Consider the following 15,820-nt stretch of genomic DNA (forward strand, 5'->3'; position numbering starts at 1 on the left):
AGGTCTGCATCCTGGTGGCGCGCGACCGCACGGGACAAACCCTCGATTTCGTCACCGGAAAAGGGGCGCTGACGAAGGCGCAGCTGCATGCCTGCCTGCCACACTTCATCGACAAGGACATTTTGCTGGTCACCGATGGCCATGCCGCCTATCGCGCCTTTGCCAAGGAAGCGGGGATCAGCCACCAGGCCGTCAATTTGCGCGCAGGCATCCGCGTGCAGGGTGCCGCGCATGTACAGAACGTCAATGCATATCACAGCCGCCTGCGGGCATGGCTACGCCCCTTTCACGGCGTGGCGACGCGCTACCTGCCGAATTACCTGGGCTGGCGCTGGATACTCGACGCCAAGCGTATCTGCTCGCCGGAAACATTATTGAAGGCAACGCTGGGAGCATTCCCACATCTGACGGTGACATAGCCTAAAAAAAACCCGCTGCCATGTCACCGGCAGCGGGTTTTATTGACAACAGAAACGGCTTACGCTTTCAGCGCAGCCAGCTTCTGCCAGGTATCGATCACCGAGTCCGGATTCAGGGACATCGATTCGATGCCCTGCTCCATCAGCCAGACGGCGAAGTCCGGATGGTCGGAAGGACCCTGGCCGCAGATGCCGATGTACTTGCCGCGTGCCAGGCAAGCCTTGATGGCCAGGGCCAGCAGGGCTTTCACGGCAGGATCGCGCTCATCGAAGTCGGCGGCCAGCAATTCCATGCCGGAATCGCGGTCCAGGCCCAGGGTCAGCTGGGTCAGGTCGTTCGAACCGATCGAGAAGCCGTCGAAATGGTCGAGGAACTGGTCGGCCAGGATGGCGTTCGATGGCACTTCGCACATCATGATGACGCGCAAATCGTTCTCGCCGCGCTTCAGGCCATTCTTCGCCAGCAGGTCGATGACTTTCTCGGCCTGGCCCAGGGTGCGCACGAATGGCACCATGATTTCCACGTTCGTCAGGCCCATGTCATTGCGCACGCGCTTCATCGCTTCGCATTCCATGTTGAACGCTTCGGAGAAGTCGGCCGACAGGTAGCGCGCCGCGCCGCGGAAGCCCAGCATCGGGTTTTCCTCGTCCGGCTCGTAGCGCGAACCGCCAATCAGCTTCTTGTACTCGTTCGACTTGAAGTCGGACAGGCGCACGATGACTTTCTTCGGCCAGAACGCGGCGGCGATGGTGGCGATGCCTTCGGCCAGCTTGTCGATGTAGAACGCTTTCGGCGAGGCGTGGCCACGCGCGACGGATTCCACGGCCTTCTTCAGGTCGGCGTCGATGTTCGGGTATTCCAGGATCGCGCGCGGATGCACACCAATATTGTTATTGATGATGAATTCCAGGCGCGCCAGGCCCACGCCCGCGTTCGGCACGGACTGGAAGTCGAAGGCCAGCTGCGGGTTGCCCACGTTGAGCATGATCTTCGTGTCGAGCTTCGGCAATTCGCCGCGCGACACTTCCGACACTTCCGTTTCCAGCAGGCCGTCGTAGATCTTGCCTTCGTCGCCTTCCGAGCACACCACGGTGACGAAGGTGCCATCCTTCAGCACATCGGTCGCGTCGCCGCAGCCGACGACGGCAGGCACGCCCAGTTCGCGCGCGATGATCGCCGCGTGGCAGGTACGCCCGCCACGGTTGGTGACGATGGCCGAAGCGCGCTTCATGACCGGTTCCCAGTTCGGGTCCGTCATGTCGGCTACCAGCACGTCGCCCGGCTGCACGCGCTCCATGTCGGCCGGATCGTGGATCACGCGCACAGGGCCGGCGCCGATCTTCTGGCCGATGGCGCGGCCGGACGTCAGCACGGTGCCCGTGCTTTTCAGCTTGAAGCGCTCCTGCACGTCGGTCGCCTTTTGCTGCGACTTGACGGTCTCCGGGCGCGCCTGCAGGATGTAAAGCTTGCCGTCGCGGCCATCCTTGCCCCACTCGATGTCCATCGGACGGCCGTAGTGGTTCTCGATGATGACGGCGTACTTCGCCAGTTCCACCACTTCTGTGTCGTTCAGCGAGTAGCGGTTGCGCATTTCGACAGGCACGTCGACGGTTTTCACGGAACGGCCAGCTTTCGCTTCGTTCGTGAATTCCATCTTCAGCAGCTTCGAGCCGATATTGCGGCGGATCACGGGCGACTTGCCCTTTTCCAGCATCGGCTTGTGCACATAGAATTCGTCGGGATTGACGGCGCCCTGCACCACGGTTTCGCCCAGACCATAGCTGGAGGTGACGAACACCACGTCCTTGAAGCCCGATTCCGTATCGATGGTAAACATCACGCCGGCCGCGCCCAGGTCGGAACGCACCATGCGCTGCACGCCGGCCGAGAGGGCCACTTCAGCGTGCGTAAAGCCCTTGTGCACGCGGTAGGAGATGGCGCGGTCGTTGTACAGCGAGGCGAATACCTGCTTCATCGCGTCGAGCACGTTGTCGATGCCGACCACGTTCAGGAAGGTTTCTTGCTGACCGGCAAAAGATGCGTCCGGCAAGTCTTCCGCCGTGGCCGAGGAGCGCACGGCAAACGACATTTCCGTGTCGGAGTCGGCCACCAGCTTGGCATAGAACTGGTCGATTTCAGCGGCCAGGCGTGGCTGGAACGGCGTTTCCACGATCCATTGACGGATCTCGGCACCGGCTTGCGCCAGCGCGCGCACGTCGTCGATATTCAGACCTTCCAGGCGCTGGGCGATGCGTTCGGCCAGCGGCAAGCCGCCATTCGCGCTATACGACAGGAAGTCGCGGAAGGCCTGCGCCGTGGTGGCAAAGCCACCGGGCACGCGCACGCCGGCTTCCGCCAGCTGGCTGATCATTTCGCCCAGGGAGGCGTTCTTGCCGCCGACGGATTCGACATCCGTCATGCGCAAATGCTCGAACGAGGCAACATACACCGCGTCCTTGTCTTCCTGCTGTTGCGATACTGCGTTGGTCATAATGACACCCTTACTGATGATAGAAATCTTTACGCGCGGCGCACAGACAGTCTTCTTGTTATTCTTGGCGTCGTGCAGCACAATCATACCGTTACAGCCATTTTACCTTGTGCGGCGCAAATTGACGACGCACAATCTTGATCCGAAGACCCATGACACAAGAACCACGCCCTCCCCTGCCCCCTGCGGCCCGCACTGTTTTCTTTGTTTCTGACGGTACCGGCATCACCGCCGAGACCTTCGGCCATTCCGTGCTGACGCAGTTCGAACTGCGCTTCCGCCAGATCCGCCTGCCCTTCATCGACACCATGGACAAGGCGCACGACGCGGCGCGCAAGATCAACGAGGCGTTCGCCACCGACGGCCAGAAGCCCATCATCTTTTCGACCCTGGTAAAGACCGACCTGTCGGCCGTGATCCGCAAGTCCAGCGGCATGCACATGGACCTGATCCAGACCTTCGTCGCCCCGCTGGAGCAGGAACTGGGCGTGATGTCGACGCATACCATCGGCCGCTCGCACAATATCGTCGACAGCGAGGAATACAAGAACCGCATCGAGGCGATCAACTATTCGCTGGCGCATGACGACGGGCAGTCGCACAAGAATTTATCCTCGGCCGATGTCATTCTGGTGGGTGTTTCACGCTCTGGCAAGACCCCGACCAGCCTGTATCTGGCCATGCAATACGGCATCAAGGCAGCCAATTATCCGCTGATCCCCGATGATTTCGAGCGCGAGAAGCTGCCGACGGCCCTGAACGAATTTAAGAATAAAATTTTCGGATTGAGCATTACGCCCGAACGTTTGTCGGAAATACGCAACGAAAGACGGGCTGGAAGCAAGTATGCGGCGATTGAAAACTGCCGCTACGAGGTCAACGAGGCGGAAAAAATGATGAAACGCGAAGGCATCCGCTGGCTGTCATCGACCACCAAGTCGATCGAGGAAATCTCCACCACCATCCTGCAAGAGATCAAGCCGAACCGCCGCGAGTACTAGAACGCTTGAGCAAACCTGCCGCGCGTGCGCTCGCGACGGTTTGGTCAGGTGTTCGTTTCTCTCGAAAGCACCGTCAGCGCGGCGACCAACCGGTCCAGTTCAGCGGTGGTGGTGGTGATTGCCACTGTGGCGCGCACGATATCGGTGTCGCCGATATTGCGCTGCACGGTAAAGACGCCAAAGCGCTGCAGCAAGGCTTGCTGCAGATCGCGCGCGTTCATGCCGTCGACGGCAAAGGCGACCAGCGCCGTGCCGCGTTGGGCATCGAGCGGCGACAGGATGCGCACGCCGGGCAGTGGCGCGGCGCGGCTGACCCAGTAATGGCGCAGCCAGGCCAGGCGTTCGTTCTTGGCCGGCGTGCCGCCCAGGCGCGCATGGAAGTCAAAAGCGGCAGGCGCGGCGAGGATGGCGCCGATCGGCGGCATGCCCATGTGCAGGCGGCTGCGGATATCGTCCAGTGGATAATCCTCGTCGCCGCAATGCGGCTCGATCTTGTGCAATTGCGAGGCGCGGATATACACGACGCCGAGTCCCGCCGGCGCCCCCAGCCACTTGTGCAGATTGAATCCGGCGAAATCGACGCCCATGGCCTGCACGTCCACCTCGACCTGCCCCAATGCATGGGCGCTGTCGAGCAGCACGTCGACGCCGTGTTTGCGCGCCAGCGCCATGAGTTCCCGCACCGGCAGTTGCTGGCCGTTGGCCGGCGTCACCTGCGACAGCAGCAGCAGTTTTGGCTTGACGGCCTGGCGCATGGCTTGCGCATAGCGGGCGATGATCTCGTCATCGCTGACGGGCAAGCGCAAGCTGACTTGCGTGCTGGTGACGCCACGGCGCTGCGCCAGCCAGCGCATGGCCGTGCGCATGGCTGGATAGTCGAGATTACTCCACAGCACGGTATCACCGGGCGCCAGGCCGTGGTATTGCGTGATCAGCACCTGCATGGACTCGGTGCCGCTGCGCGTCAGCAGGATCTCGTGCGGTTCCGCATGGATCAGCGCGGCCACGCGCTGGCGCAGGATATCCACATGCGTGCGCGTGAATTCGCCGCGCACGAAGGGACTCAGCTGTTCATTGGCGTAGCGCACGGCCTGCTCGAAGGCCGCTTGCACGGGCGCCGCCATGGCGCCGAAATAGCCATGCTCAAGGTTGATGACGGTATCCGGCGGCGCCGGATAGAACGCGGCTGCCTGGCGCCACCAGGCATCGTCACGCGCGGCGCCAGCGGCAAGAAAAGGAAGAACCGGATATTCTGGCATGGCGGACCTTGGTGTGAAAGTGTCAGGCCTGGCCCTGGCGCACCTGCTCGAAGAAGCACACGGCGGCGCAGGCGGCCACGTTCAGCGACTCGATCTGGCCCAGGTGGGGTATCACCACCTGGTGCGTGGCCATCGACAACAAATCGTCGGCGACGCCCTGCCCCTCATGGCCGAACAGCCAGGCGACGGGCTGGCGCAGGTCGACGTCGTACAGGCGCTGCGTGGCGTAGCCGCTGGTGGCCAGCGTGGCCACGTTCGACGAGGCGACCAGCGCCGCCAGGTCGACGTTTTCGAAGATGTCGAGCACGAAGTGCGCGCCCATCGCCGCGCGCAGCACCTTCGGCGACCAGCAGAAGGCCGTGCCGGCGCTGCAATACACCTGCGTGATGCCGGCGGCGGCCGCGCTGCGCAGGATGGAGCCCACGTTGCCCGGGTCTTGCAGGTTATCGAGCAGCACGGCCGAGACGCTGACGGGCGCCGTGACGGCGCGCTCGGGGGTCTCGATGAGGAACATCACGCCGACGCCGTGCTCGACCTGGCTCACCGCGTTATACAGCGCATCGGGCAAGCCCAGCACGTGCGCGCGCTGGCTTTCCAGCTGGCCGACGATGTCCGCCACTTCCGGGTTCTGCAAGGCGCTTTCGCTGACGATGCACTGCTCCGGCATGCCGCGCAGCTGCAGGTACGACTGGCACAGGTGCACGCCGTCAAGCAGGGTGCGGCCGGACTTGCGGCGCGCCTGCGAGCTGCCCGCCAGTTTCAACAACTCCTTGTATTGCGCATTGTCGCGCGAGGTGATGGTCTTCATGCCGCCACCTCCTGCGCGCCGAACAGCGCGATCACATTGCGCACCGGCGCGAACGAGCGGCGGTGCACGGGCGAGGCGCCGTGCAGGTGCAGGCGCTCCAGGTGCAGCTTGGTGCCGTAGCCCTTGTGCTGGTCGAAGCAGTACTCGGGATAGGCCGCGTGCAGGTGCACGAGAGCCGCGTCGCGCGCCGTCTTGGCCAGGATCGAGGCGGCCGAAATCGAGTCGACCTTGTCGTCGCCGCCGATGATCGTCATGCCGCGCACCGGCATCACGGGGCAGCGGTTGCCGTCGATCAGGGCCAGGGTCGGCACGGTCGCCAGCGCCTCGACGGCGCGGCGCATGGCCAGCATCGACGCCTGCAGGATGTTCAGGCGGTCGATCTCTTCTTCCGACGCTTCGGCGATGGCCCAGGCCAGGGCCTTGGCCTTGATCTGCGGCGCTAGCAGGTCGCGCCTGGCTTCGCTGAGTTTTTTCGAATCGCGCAAGCCGTCGATGGGCTGGTTCGGATCGAGGATCACGGCGGCGGCGAAGACGGGACCGGCCAGCGGACCGCGCCCTGCCTCGTCGACGCCGCAGACGATGTCGTCGGGCGAGAATGGCAAGTCGTCAAACAGGCCGGGATAAATATTTTTCACGTTGAATCTTCAGTGTTGATTATTTTTTGTTGGCGGCGATGACTTGCATCACCGCATTGGCGCTGTCGCGCGCGCTGTCGCGCAGCAGGCTGTGGTGCATGTCCGTGAAACGCTGCACCAGGCGCAGACGGCCCGGCACATCGCTCAGCTGCCGCCACATGGCTTCGGCCAGCGCTTCGGGACTGGCCGCGTTCTGCAGCAGCTCCGGCACCACGTAGTCGCGCGCCAGGATATTGGGCAATCCGATCCACGGCTGGTAGCCCATGTGGCGCATGATTTCCCATGAGGCGCGCATCATCTTGTAGGCGATGACCATGGGCTTCTTGAACAGCGCCACTTCCAGCGATGCCGTGCCGGACGCCACCAGCACCGCGTCGGCGGCGCAGATGGCCGTGTGCGAGCCGCCATCGGTGAGCAGGATCTCGACGTCCTGCAAGCCCGCCTCGCGGATCAATTGCAAAAAGTACCGGCGCTGCTTTTCACCGGCCATGGGCGCGACGAAGCGCAGGGAACGGTCGCGCGCCAGCAGCAGCTTGCAGGCGCCGACAAACGCCACGGTATTGTATTTGAGTTCGCCCATGCGGCTGCCCGGCATCAGGGTCACGACATTCGCGTCTTCGGGCAAGCCCAGGATGCGCCGCGCGGCCGCCTCGTCGGGCTGCAGGGGGATCATTTCGGCCAGCGGATGGCCGACATAGGTGACGGGCACGCCCGCCTTGCGGTAGATCTCTTCCTCGAAGGGGAAGATCACCAGCATGTGCGAGACGGCCTTGATGATTTTCTTGATGCGTCCACCGCGCCAGGCCCAGATCTGCGGCCCGATGTAGTGCACGGTGGGGATGCCGCCCTCCTTCAGCTGCTGCTCCAGTCCCAGGTTAAAGCCCGGATAGTCGGCGCCGATGAAGACGGCCGGGCGCTCGGCCAGCAGCTGGTCGCGCAGCGCGTTCTGGATGCCCTTGATCTCGCGGTAGCGGGGAATGATCTCGAACAGGCCGCGCACCGTCAGCTTGTCCAGCGGCCAGTCGGAGACAAAGCCCTGCCTGGCCATATGCTCGCCGCCGATGCCGTGGAAACGCGCGCCGGGCAGCTGCGGCACGAGACCGGACAGCAGGCGGCTGGCCAGCAGGTCGCCCGACACCTCGCCGGCGACGATGGCGACCGACAGGCCGCCTGCCGGGTCAGCGGACGATGCCACGCGACGCCACGCCAAGGAATTCGCGCATGGCGCGAATGTGTTCCGCCACCTCGGGCGACGACGCCGCTTCTTCTTCGAACAGGGCCGCCTTGGATTCTTCCAGGGTCAGGCCCGAGCGGTAGATCAGCTTGTACGCGGTACGGATGCCGTTGATCTGCTCGCGCGTAAAGCCGCGGCGTTTCAGGCCCTCGATATTCACGCCATGCGCCTGCGCCGGATTGCCGCTCAGGAGCACGAACGGCGGCACGTCCTGCGTCAGGCTGGTGCTCATGCCGACGAAGGCATGCGCGCCGATCTTGCAGAACTGGTGCACATTGGCGAAACCGCTCATGATGACCCAGTCGCCGATCTCCACGTGGCCCGCCAGCTGGGCATTGTTGGAAAAGATGGTGTTGTTGCCCACCAGGCAATCGTGCGCCAGGTGGACATACGCCGAGATCCAGTTGTCATTGCCCAGGCGCGTGACGCCGCCGCCCTGCACCGTGCCGGTGTTGAAGGTGCAGAATTCACGGATGGTGTTGCGGTCGCCGATTTCCAGGCGCGTCGGCTCGCCCGTCCATTTCTTATCCTGCGGCTGCGCGCCGATGGAGGAAAACTGGAACAGGTGGTTGTCGCTGCCGATCGTCGTGTGGCCGTCGATCACCACGTGCGGGCCGACCCTGGTGCCGGCGCCGATGCGCACGTGCGGGCCGATGATGGAATACGGACCCACCTCGACCGAGCTGTCGAGCTCGGCCTTCGGGTCGATCACTGCGGTAGAGTGGATGGCCGCCATGTTACTGCCCCGCTGGCTGGCTCGCAGACTGGCTCGCATCCTGCGCGCTGCGGATGGTGCACATCAGTTCCGCCTCCAGCGCCACCTTGCCGTCGACCGAGCCGACCGCCTTGTACTTCCAGATGCCGCGCGAGACGCGCAGGATTTCCACGTCCATCTTCAGCTGGTCGCCCGGCTCCACTGGACGCTTGAAGCGCGCATTGTCGATGCCGACAAAGTACACCACCGAGTTCTCGTCGGGCTTCACGCCCATCGACAGGAACGACAGCAGGGCCGCCGTCTGCGCCAGCGCTTCGATCATCAGCACGCCAGGCATGACCGGCTTGTGCGGGAAGTGACCCTGGAAGAACTCTTCGTTGACCGTCACGTTCTTGATGGCGGTGATGGTTTTGTTCGCTTCCCAGTCCAGCACGCGGTCCACCAGCAGCAGCGGGTAGCGGTGCGGCAGCAGCGATTTGATGGCCAGGATGTCGAGGGTCTTTTTTTCAGTAGTCATTTTTCGTCTTGCGTGGTCAGTGTTTTAATTGTTTTTTCAAGCGCGCGGATCTTCTCGCGCATGCTTGACAGGTTGCGCACGATGGCGGCGCTCTTTTCCCAGTCGGCGTTCTTGGCCAGCGGGTAGAAACCCGTGTACTGGCCCGGCTCCAGGATCGAGCGCGAGACCATGCTGCCCGATGAAACGTGGACGCGGTCGGCGATCGTCAGGTGCCCCAGCACCATGGCGGCGCCGCCAAAAGTGCAGTATTTGCCAATGATGGCGCTGCCCGCCACGCCGACGCAGCCGGCCATGGCCGTGTGCGCGCCGATATGGCAGTTATGGCCAATCTGGATCTGGTTATCCAGCTTGACGCCATCTTCGATGATGGTGTCGGCCAGTGCGCCACGGTCGATGGTGGTGTTGGCGCCGATATCGACATCGTCACCGATCACCACCCTGCCCGTCTGCGGAATCTTGATATACACGCCGCCTTCGTTGGCGAAGCCGAATCCGTCGGTGCCGATCACGGCGCCCGAATGCAGGATGCCGCGCTGGCCGATCACGCAGCGCGCGTGGAAGGTCACGTTGGCCAGCAATTGCGTGCCGGCGCCGATGACGGCGTCGCGGCCCACCACGCAGCCCGGGCCGATCACGCAGCCCGCGCCGATCACGGCGCCCGCCTCGATCACCGCATGCGCGCCGATCGACGCGCTGGCGTCGACGCGCGCGCCGGCGTCGACAAAGGCGCTCGGATGGATACCTGCGGGGGCCCTGATCTCGTGCAGGGCGGCGAAATACTGCGCCGCGCGCGCGAAATACACATAGGGATTCGGAGTGACGATGCGCGCGCCGGCATACTCTGCGCCGATCAGCGCGTCGTCCGCCGGCGTGAGGATCAGCGCGCTAGCGCCGCTGCTGGCCGCCTGTGCGCGGAATTTACTATTGCTGAGAAAGCTGATGTGCGAAGCGCCGGCGTCGGCCAGCGGTGCGATGCCTGTGACTTCCAGGTTGGGATCGCCCGCCAATTGCCCGCCGAAGCGTTCGACCAATTCTCCTAGTCGAGTGCCCATCTATGAAACCCTTATAAAAACGCCTGCCACTGCCTGCTGCGCGGCGCGATGTGCGGTCTCCGATGCCCGCTGTGCATGCGCACAGCTGCACGTCTCAACCACAACTCACATCCGCTCGCTACGGCACTGTCAGGCGTGAAAACCGTACTGTTACTTGTCCAGCGCCTTCAACACCTTGTCGGTGATGTCGATGCGCGGGCTGGCCCACAGGGCTTCCTGCAACACGATGTCATACCCTTCGATATGCGCCATCTGCTGGATGATGGTGTTGGCTTTTTCCGCGATGGCGCTGCGCTCTTCGTTCGTGCGCTGGCTCAGGTCTTCGCGGAATTCGCGCTGGCGGCGCTGCAATTCCTTGTCCAGCTCGAAAAATTCGCGCTGGCGCTTGGCGCGCTCCGCCTCGCTCAGGGTCGGCATGTCCTTTTCCAGGGCCTCGTTGGCCACCTTGAAACGGGCAGCCAGTTCCTGCACGGCCTTTTCACGCGAGCGGAACTCCTCGGCCAGCTTGGCGCTGGCCAGCTTGGCCAGCCGCGATTCGTTATAAATACGTTCGCTGCTGATCCAGGCGATCTTCGACTCCTGAGCGTGCGCCTGCACCGGCAACAGCGCACTCCAGCACAATGCGATCACGGCAAGGGACTTGGGCAGGGTAGCGGATGCGGTGTTCATGATACTCCATGGTCAAAAAGTGAAAGCTGGCGCCCCATTCGAGTGGGCCCGGTCAGAAACCGGTACCCATCTGGAACTGGAAGCGCTCCAGGCGGTCTGTCGGCTTGGCGTTCAACGGCTTGGCGTAGCTCAGCTTGAGCGGGCCCACCGGCGAAATCCAGCTGATCCCCAAGCCAGCAGAATAGCGCAATTGCGAAATACGCATTTTTTCGCCTTCCTGGTAGACCTGGCCGCCGTCCAGGAAACCGAACCAGCGCAAACTGCGGTCATTGCCCGAACCGGGGAATGGCATCTGCAGTTCCGCGTTGCCGATCAGGCGCGAGGCGCCGCCCAGGGCATCGTTGGTGCTCGGTTCGACCGCGCCCAGCGAGGAACTCAGGTAGCCGCGCACCGAACCGATGCCGCCGCCGTAGAAGTTCTTGAAGACAGGATACACGTGGTTGCCGATGCCATGGCCGTAATCGATCTCGCCCTTCAGCGCCAGGGTGACCTTGCTGAACAGCGGACGGAAATACTGGTGCTCGTAAATGGCACGGAAGTATTTCTGGTCGCCGATCAGGTCAGCCTCCAGGTTGACGCGCTGGTAGCGGCCGATCGAAGGCGTCAGGGCGCTGTCGCGGCTGTCGCGCTGCCATGCCGCCGTCAGCGGGATGGAGTTGGTGGTCGCCGAACCGATACCGTCGGACGGGCCGCCGTTGTCGATCACGTACTGCTTGAAACGCACCGGGCTGGTGACATCGGTCTCGATCTGCGAACGCTCGGCGCCGATGCCGAAGAAGACGGTGTCGACTTCCGAGAACGGCACGCCGAAACTCACGCGGCCACCCGTCTGCTTGATCTTGTAGCTGCCGATGTTCAGCGCCGGCGGTTCCGTCGTGCGCAGGTAGATTTCGAAGCTGCGCGAGATGCCGTCATCCGTGAAGTACGGATTGGTCTGCGAAAATGCGATGGTGCGGCTGTAATGGCTGGTATTGAGCTCGATGCCCACCGTATTGCCGCTACCGGCAAAGTTAGCCTGCGAAATCGAGGCCGACAGCGTGAATTTTTCCGATTGCGAGAAGGCGCCGCCGATCAGGAAGTTACCGGTCGGCTTTTCCACCACCGTCACATTGACGTCCACCTGGTCGGTCGTGCCCTGCGCTTCCGGCGTGTCGATGGTCACGTCCTTGAAATAGCCCAGGCGGTCGACACGGTCGCGCGACAGCTTGATCTTGTTGCTGTCATACCAGGACGATTCGAACTGGCGGAATTCACGGCGGATGACTTCATCGCGCGTGGTGGTGTTGCCGGCGATGTTCATGTGGCGCACGTAGACGCGCTTGCCCGGATCGATGAAGAAGGTAAACGCCACTTCATGCTTTTCGCGGTTGATCTCGGGATTGGCGTTGACGTTGGCGAAGGCGTAGCCAAACGTGGCCAGGCGGTCCTGGATGCGCTTGTTCGTCGCCGTCAGGCGCGCGCCCGAATAGATATCGCCTTCGCGCAGCAGGTTCAGGGCTTTCAGCTCCTCTTCCCGGCCGAACATTTCGCCTTCGAACTTGGTGCCGGAAATCTTGTACTTCTCGCCTTCGGTGATGTTGATCGTCAGGTAGATGTCTTTTTTATCGGGCGTGATGGAAACCTGGGTCGAATCGACCTGCATCTCGATATAGCCGCGGTCGAGGTAGAACGACTTCAGCGATTCGATGTCGCCCGTCAGCTTGGTCTTCGAATACTGGTCCGCCTTGGTGTACCAGCTGAACCAGCCGCCCGTGTTCAGGGCCAGCTGCTCGCGCAGTTCCTTGTCCGAGAACGCCTTGTTGCCGACGATGTTGATCTGCTTGATGCGCGCCACATCGCCCTCGTCGACGGCGAACACCACGTTGACGCGGTTACGCTCGATCGGCGTGACGGTGGTGGTGATCTTCACGCCATACAGGCCATGCGACAGGTACTGGCGCTTGAGTTCCTGTTCCGCGCGGTCGACCGAGGCCTTGTCGAAAATCTTCGCTTCACCGACGCCGATTTCCTTCAGGGCCTTGACCAGCACGTCTTTTTCAAATTCCTTGGTACCGGTGAATTCCACCGAGGCGATGGCCGGGCGTTCCTCGACCAGCACCACCAGCACGTCGCCGTCGACTTCCAGGCGCACGTCCTTGAACATGCCCGTCGCATACAGCGCCTTGATGGCGGCGATGCTCTTCTCGTCGGAGAAGGTCTCACCGACGCGCACCGGCAGGTAGGCGAAGACCGTGCCCGCTTCAGTACGCTGGATCCCTTCGACCCGGATGTCCTTGACAGTAAATGGCTGGACGGCCAGCGCATGGCCGGCACAGAAGGCCATGACGGCACCTGCGATCAGGCTGCGGCGAAAGGAAGGCAAGGCAATACGAGCAGAATGTAATTTCATTGGGGTTATTCAATGGTAAATCAATGGACAACATACACAAAAGACTGCTTGTGCGACTCACGCAATGGCCTCAGCCAGCGTATTAATTCATCAGCCGCAATACGTCATTAAAGACGGCAAGCACCATCAGGGTCAGCAACAGACCGATCCCCAGGCGCTGGGCAATCTCGCCTACGCGCTCCGGCACGGGGCGTCCGGTCAAAACTTCCAGCGAATAATACAGCAAATGCCCGCCATCCAGAACAGGAATGGGTAGCAAATTCATCACGCCAAGACTGATACTGATGAAGGCGATGAAGCTCAGGTAGCTTACCAGGCCGATGCGCGCCGTCTGGCCCGCGTAATCGGCAATCGTAATCGGCCCCGTCACATTCTTCAGCGAGACCTGGCCGGTGATCATTTTACCCAGCATTTTCAGGCTCATCACGCTGGTATCCCAGACCTTGCCCGAGGCCTTGGCCACGGCGGCGAACGGGCCCGATGCCACAACGATCATATCCGGCACCTGCCCCAGCTTCGCCTGGATCTTACCAACTGTTACAGCTCCGTCCGCCCCGGCGCCCGGCACGGCTTCCGGCGTAATCGGCACGGTCAGGTCCTGCCCCTGGCGCAACAGCTGCAATTGCAGCGTCCGGCCCGGCGCCCGGCTCAGGGTATCGATGATGGTCGCCACGTCATGCACGGGCTTGTCGTCGATGGCGAGGATCTCGTCGCCCTTGCGCAGCCCCGCGCGCTCGGCGGCGCCGCCAGGCAGGATGTCCATCATGGTCGGCGCCGACCGGGCCAGCGTCAGGCCCAGCTTGCCCAATACGTCGCCTTCCAGGTCCGCTTCCGTCAGGCTGTCCGTCGGCAAGGCGGCTTCCTGCACGCCGCGGTCGGGACGGCGCACGTCGATGCGCGCCACTTGCTTGTCGAGTGTGGCCTGGATGACTTCCCAGCGCAGCTCGGACCAGCTGGCCACGGCCTTGCCATTGACCGCCTCGACGGTATCGCCGCTGCGCAGGCCGGCCGTGTAGGCCGCCGTTGCCTCGGCCACGGGCCCCAGCTTGCTCGATGGCTCTTCGATGCCATGCATGAACAGGCCCGCGTACAGCACGATGGCGACGAGGAAATTGGCCAGCGGGCCGGCAGCGACGATGGCGATGCGGCGCCACACGCTCTGGCGCGTGAATTCCCGCCGCAATTCCTCTTCCGGCAAGTCGCCCAGGTCCTGCGCGCGGCTGTCGAGCATGCTCACATAGCCGCCCAGCGGCAGCGCGGAAATGGCCCACTCCGTCTGGTCCTTGCCAAACTTGCGCGAATACACCACTTTTCCCATGCCGATGGAAAAACGCAGCACTTTCACGCCGCACCAGCGCGCCACCAGATAATGGCCCAGCTCGTGCAGGGTAATCAGCGAACCGAGCGCGACGATAAACGCCAGCAAGGTGGTAATCAGGGTCATGCGGCCAGCCTGTGCGCGATAAACGCCTGCGCCGCCGCCCTGGCCAGGCGGTCCTGTTCCATCACGGCCTCGATGCTGGAGGCGGCGCCATGCGGCACCGTCTCGATCACGTGGGCGATGACCCTGTCGATCTGGCGGAAGCCGATGTGTTCGTCGAGGAAGGCTTGCACGGCCACTTCATTGGCCGCGTTCAGCAGGGCCGGCGCCGTGCCGCCCGCGCGCAAGGCGTCGAACGCCAGCGCCAGGCAGGGGAAGCGGCGGAAATCGGGGCGTTCGAACTGCAAGGTGGCCACTTGCGCCAGGTCCAGCTGCGCCACGCCCGAATCAATACGCTGCGGATACGCCAGCGCATGCGCGATGGGGGTGCGCATGTCCGGGTTGCCCAGCTGGGCCAGCACGGAACCGTCGATGTACGAAACCATCGAATGGATCACGCTTTGCGGGTGGATCAGCACCTCGATCTTGTCGGCGGGCGCGCCGAACAGCCAGTGCGCCTCGATCACTTCCAGCCCCTTGTTCATCATGGTGGCCGAATCGACGGAAATCTTGCGCCCCATGGCCCAGGTCGGATGCTTGCACGCCTGGTCCGGCGTCACCTTGTCGAGCGTTGCCACGTCGCGCGTGAGGAAAGGGCCGCCGGACGCTGTCAGCACGATCTTCGCCACGCCCGACGCGGCGGGCGCACGGCCATACGCGTGCGGCAGGCACTGGAAAATAGCGTTGTGCTCGCTATCGATCGGCAGCAGCACGGCACCGTTGTCGTGCACGGCATCGATGAACAGCTGGCCGGACATGACCAGCGCCTCTTTATTTGCCAACAACACTTTCTTGCCGGCACGGGCAGCGGCCAGGGTGGGCGCCAGGCCGGCGGCGCCGACGATGGCGGCCATCACGCCCGTCACTGGCGGCGCGCTGGCGATGGCGCACAGGGCCTCCTCGCCGTATTCAACCTCGGTGGACACGCCCTGCCCGCGCAGCAAACGCGTCAGTTCCAGCGCGGCCTCCGCCGTGGCGACGACGGCGCGCTGCGGACGGAATTGCAGGCACTGGGCGGCCAGCTCGGCCACGCGGGTGTGGGCGCTCAGCGCATACACGCTGTATTGCTCCGGATGGCGCGCCAGCACGTCCAGGGTGGAGACGCCAACCGAACCGGTGGCGCCAAGGATGGTGATGTATTGCATGAAGT

Annotated in this window: 14 protein-coding genes; 2 read left to right on the forward strand and 12 right to left on the reverse strand. The window is 63.2% G+C overall.

What is annotated here, in order from left to right:
- On the forward strand, positions 1–419 hold a 419-nt coding region (locus tag BM193_RS26100), incomplete at its 5' end, for an IS1595 family transposase (protein ID WP_139229975.1).
- Positions 420–478: 59 nt separating this feature from the next.
- Here BM193_RS26100 and ppsA read toward each other — a convergent pair.
- Entirely contained in the window at positions 479–2,911 is a 2,433-nt protein-coding gene (gene ppsA, locus BM193_RS26105) for a phosphoenolpyruvate synthase (protein WP_092802679.1), read from the reverse strand.
- Positions 2,912–3,063: 152 nt separating this feature from the next.
- Here ppsA and BM193_RS26110 point away from each other — a divergent pair, with 152 nt between their 5' ends.
- Positions 3,064–3,912 carry a posphoenolpyruvate synthetase regulatory kinase/phosphorylase PpsR gene (locus BM193_RS26110; protein ID WP_092802637.1) on the forward strand — a complete coding sequence of 283 codons (849 nt, stop codon included), beginning with the start codon at positions 3,064–3,066 and terminating at the stop codon, positions 3,910–3,912.
- A gap of 44 nt (positions 3,913–3,956) precedes the next feature.
- On the opposite strand, the gene BM193_RS26115 is transcribed toward BM193_RS26110, so the two are convergent.
- The 11 genes from BM193_RS26115 to ispC all read right to left on the reverse strand — a co-directional run bounded on the left by BM193_RS26115 (position 3,957) and on the right by ispC (position 15,815).
- Positions 3,957–5,171 (reverse strand): aminotransferase class V-fold PLP-dependent enzyme, encoded by a 1,215-nt coding sequence (locus BM193_RS26115; RefSeq protein ID WP_092802634.1) that lies wholly within the window; start codon positions 5,169–5,171, stop codon positions 3,957–3,959.
- 22 nt (positions 5,172–5,193) lie between these two features.
- Positions 5,194–5,979, reverse strand: a complete 786-nt coding sequence (locus BM193_RS26120; protein ID WP_092802631.1) for a TrmH family RNA methyltransferase — start codon at positions 5,977–5,979, stop codon at positions 5,194–5,196.
- Positions 5,976–6,614, reverse strand: a complete 639-nt coding sequence (rnhB, locus tag BM193_RS26125; protein WP_092802628.1) for a ribonuclease HII — start codon at positions 6,612–6,614, stop codon at positions 5,976–5,978. Before rnhB ends, BM193_RS26120 begins: the two co-directional genes overlap by 4 nt.
- 19 nt (positions 6,615–6,633) lie before the next feature.
- A complete protein-coding gene (gene lpxB, locus BM193_RS26130) occupies positions 6,634–7,809 on the reverse strand; it encodes a lipid-A-disaccharide synthase (protein WP_092802676.1) in 1,176 nt (391 codons plus the stop codon).
- Positions 7,793–8,584, reverse strand: coding sequence for an acyl-ACP--UDP-N-acetylglucosamine O-acyltransferase (gene lpxA / locus BM193_RS26135; protein WP_092802625.1), 792 nt, complete (start codon positions 8,582–8,584; stop codon positions 7,793–7,795). Before lpxA ends, lpxB begins: the two co-directional genes overlap by 17 nt.
- A gap of 1 nt (position 8,585) precedes the next feature.
- A complete protein-coding gene (gene fabZ, locus BM193_RS26140; RefSeq protein WP_071077748.1) occupies positions 8,586–9,080 on the reverse strand; it encodes a 3-hydroxyacyl-ACP dehydratase FabZ in 495 nt (164 codons plus the stop codon).
- Positions 9,077–10,132, reverse strand: coding sequence for a UDP-3-O-(3-hydroxymyristoyl)glucosamine N-acyltransferase (gene lpxD, locus BM193_RS26145; RefSeq protein ID WP_092802622.1), 1,056 nt, complete (start codon positions 10,130–10,132; stop codon positions 9,077–9,079). The genes fabZ and lpxD overlap by 4 nt, the downstream gene beginning before the upstream one ends.
- Positions 10,133–10,282: 150 nt before the next feature.
- Positions 10,283–10,801, reverse strand: coding sequence for an OmpH/Skp family outer membrane protein (locus BM193_RS26150; protein WP_092802619.1), 519 nt, complete (start codon positions 10,799–10,801; stop codon positions 10,283–10,285).
- Positions 10,802–10,853: 52 nt separating this feature from the next.
- Positions 10,854–13,190, reverse strand: coding sequence for an outer membrane protein assembly factor BamA (gene bamA, locus BM193_RS26155; RefSeq protein WP_092802616.1), 2,337 nt, complete (start codon positions 13,188–13,190; stop codon positions 10,854–10,856).
- An 82-nt stretch (positions 13,191–13,272) separates the two neighbouring features.
- Positions 13,273–14,634: an RIP metalloprotease RseP gene (rseP, locus tag BM193_RS26160; RefSeq protein WP_092802613.1), complete on the reverse strand. Its 1,362-nt coding sequence runs from the start codon at positions 14,632–14,634 to the stop codon at positions 13,273–13,275.
- A complete protein-coding gene (ispC, locus tag BM193_RS26165; RefSeq protein WP_092802610.1) occupies positions 14,631–15,815 on the reverse strand; it encodes a 1-deoxy-D-xylulose-5-phosphate reductoisomerase in 1,185 nt (394 codons plus the stop codon). Before ispC ends, rseP begins: the two co-directional genes overlap by 4 nt.
- Positions 15,816–15,820: the final 5 nt, after the last annotated feature.

The organism is Janthinobacterium sp. 344 (assembly GCF_900112025.1).
Classification (GTDB): domain Bacteria; phylum Pseudomonadota; class Gammaproteobacteria; order Burkholderiales; family Burkholderiaceae_D; genus Janthinobacterium.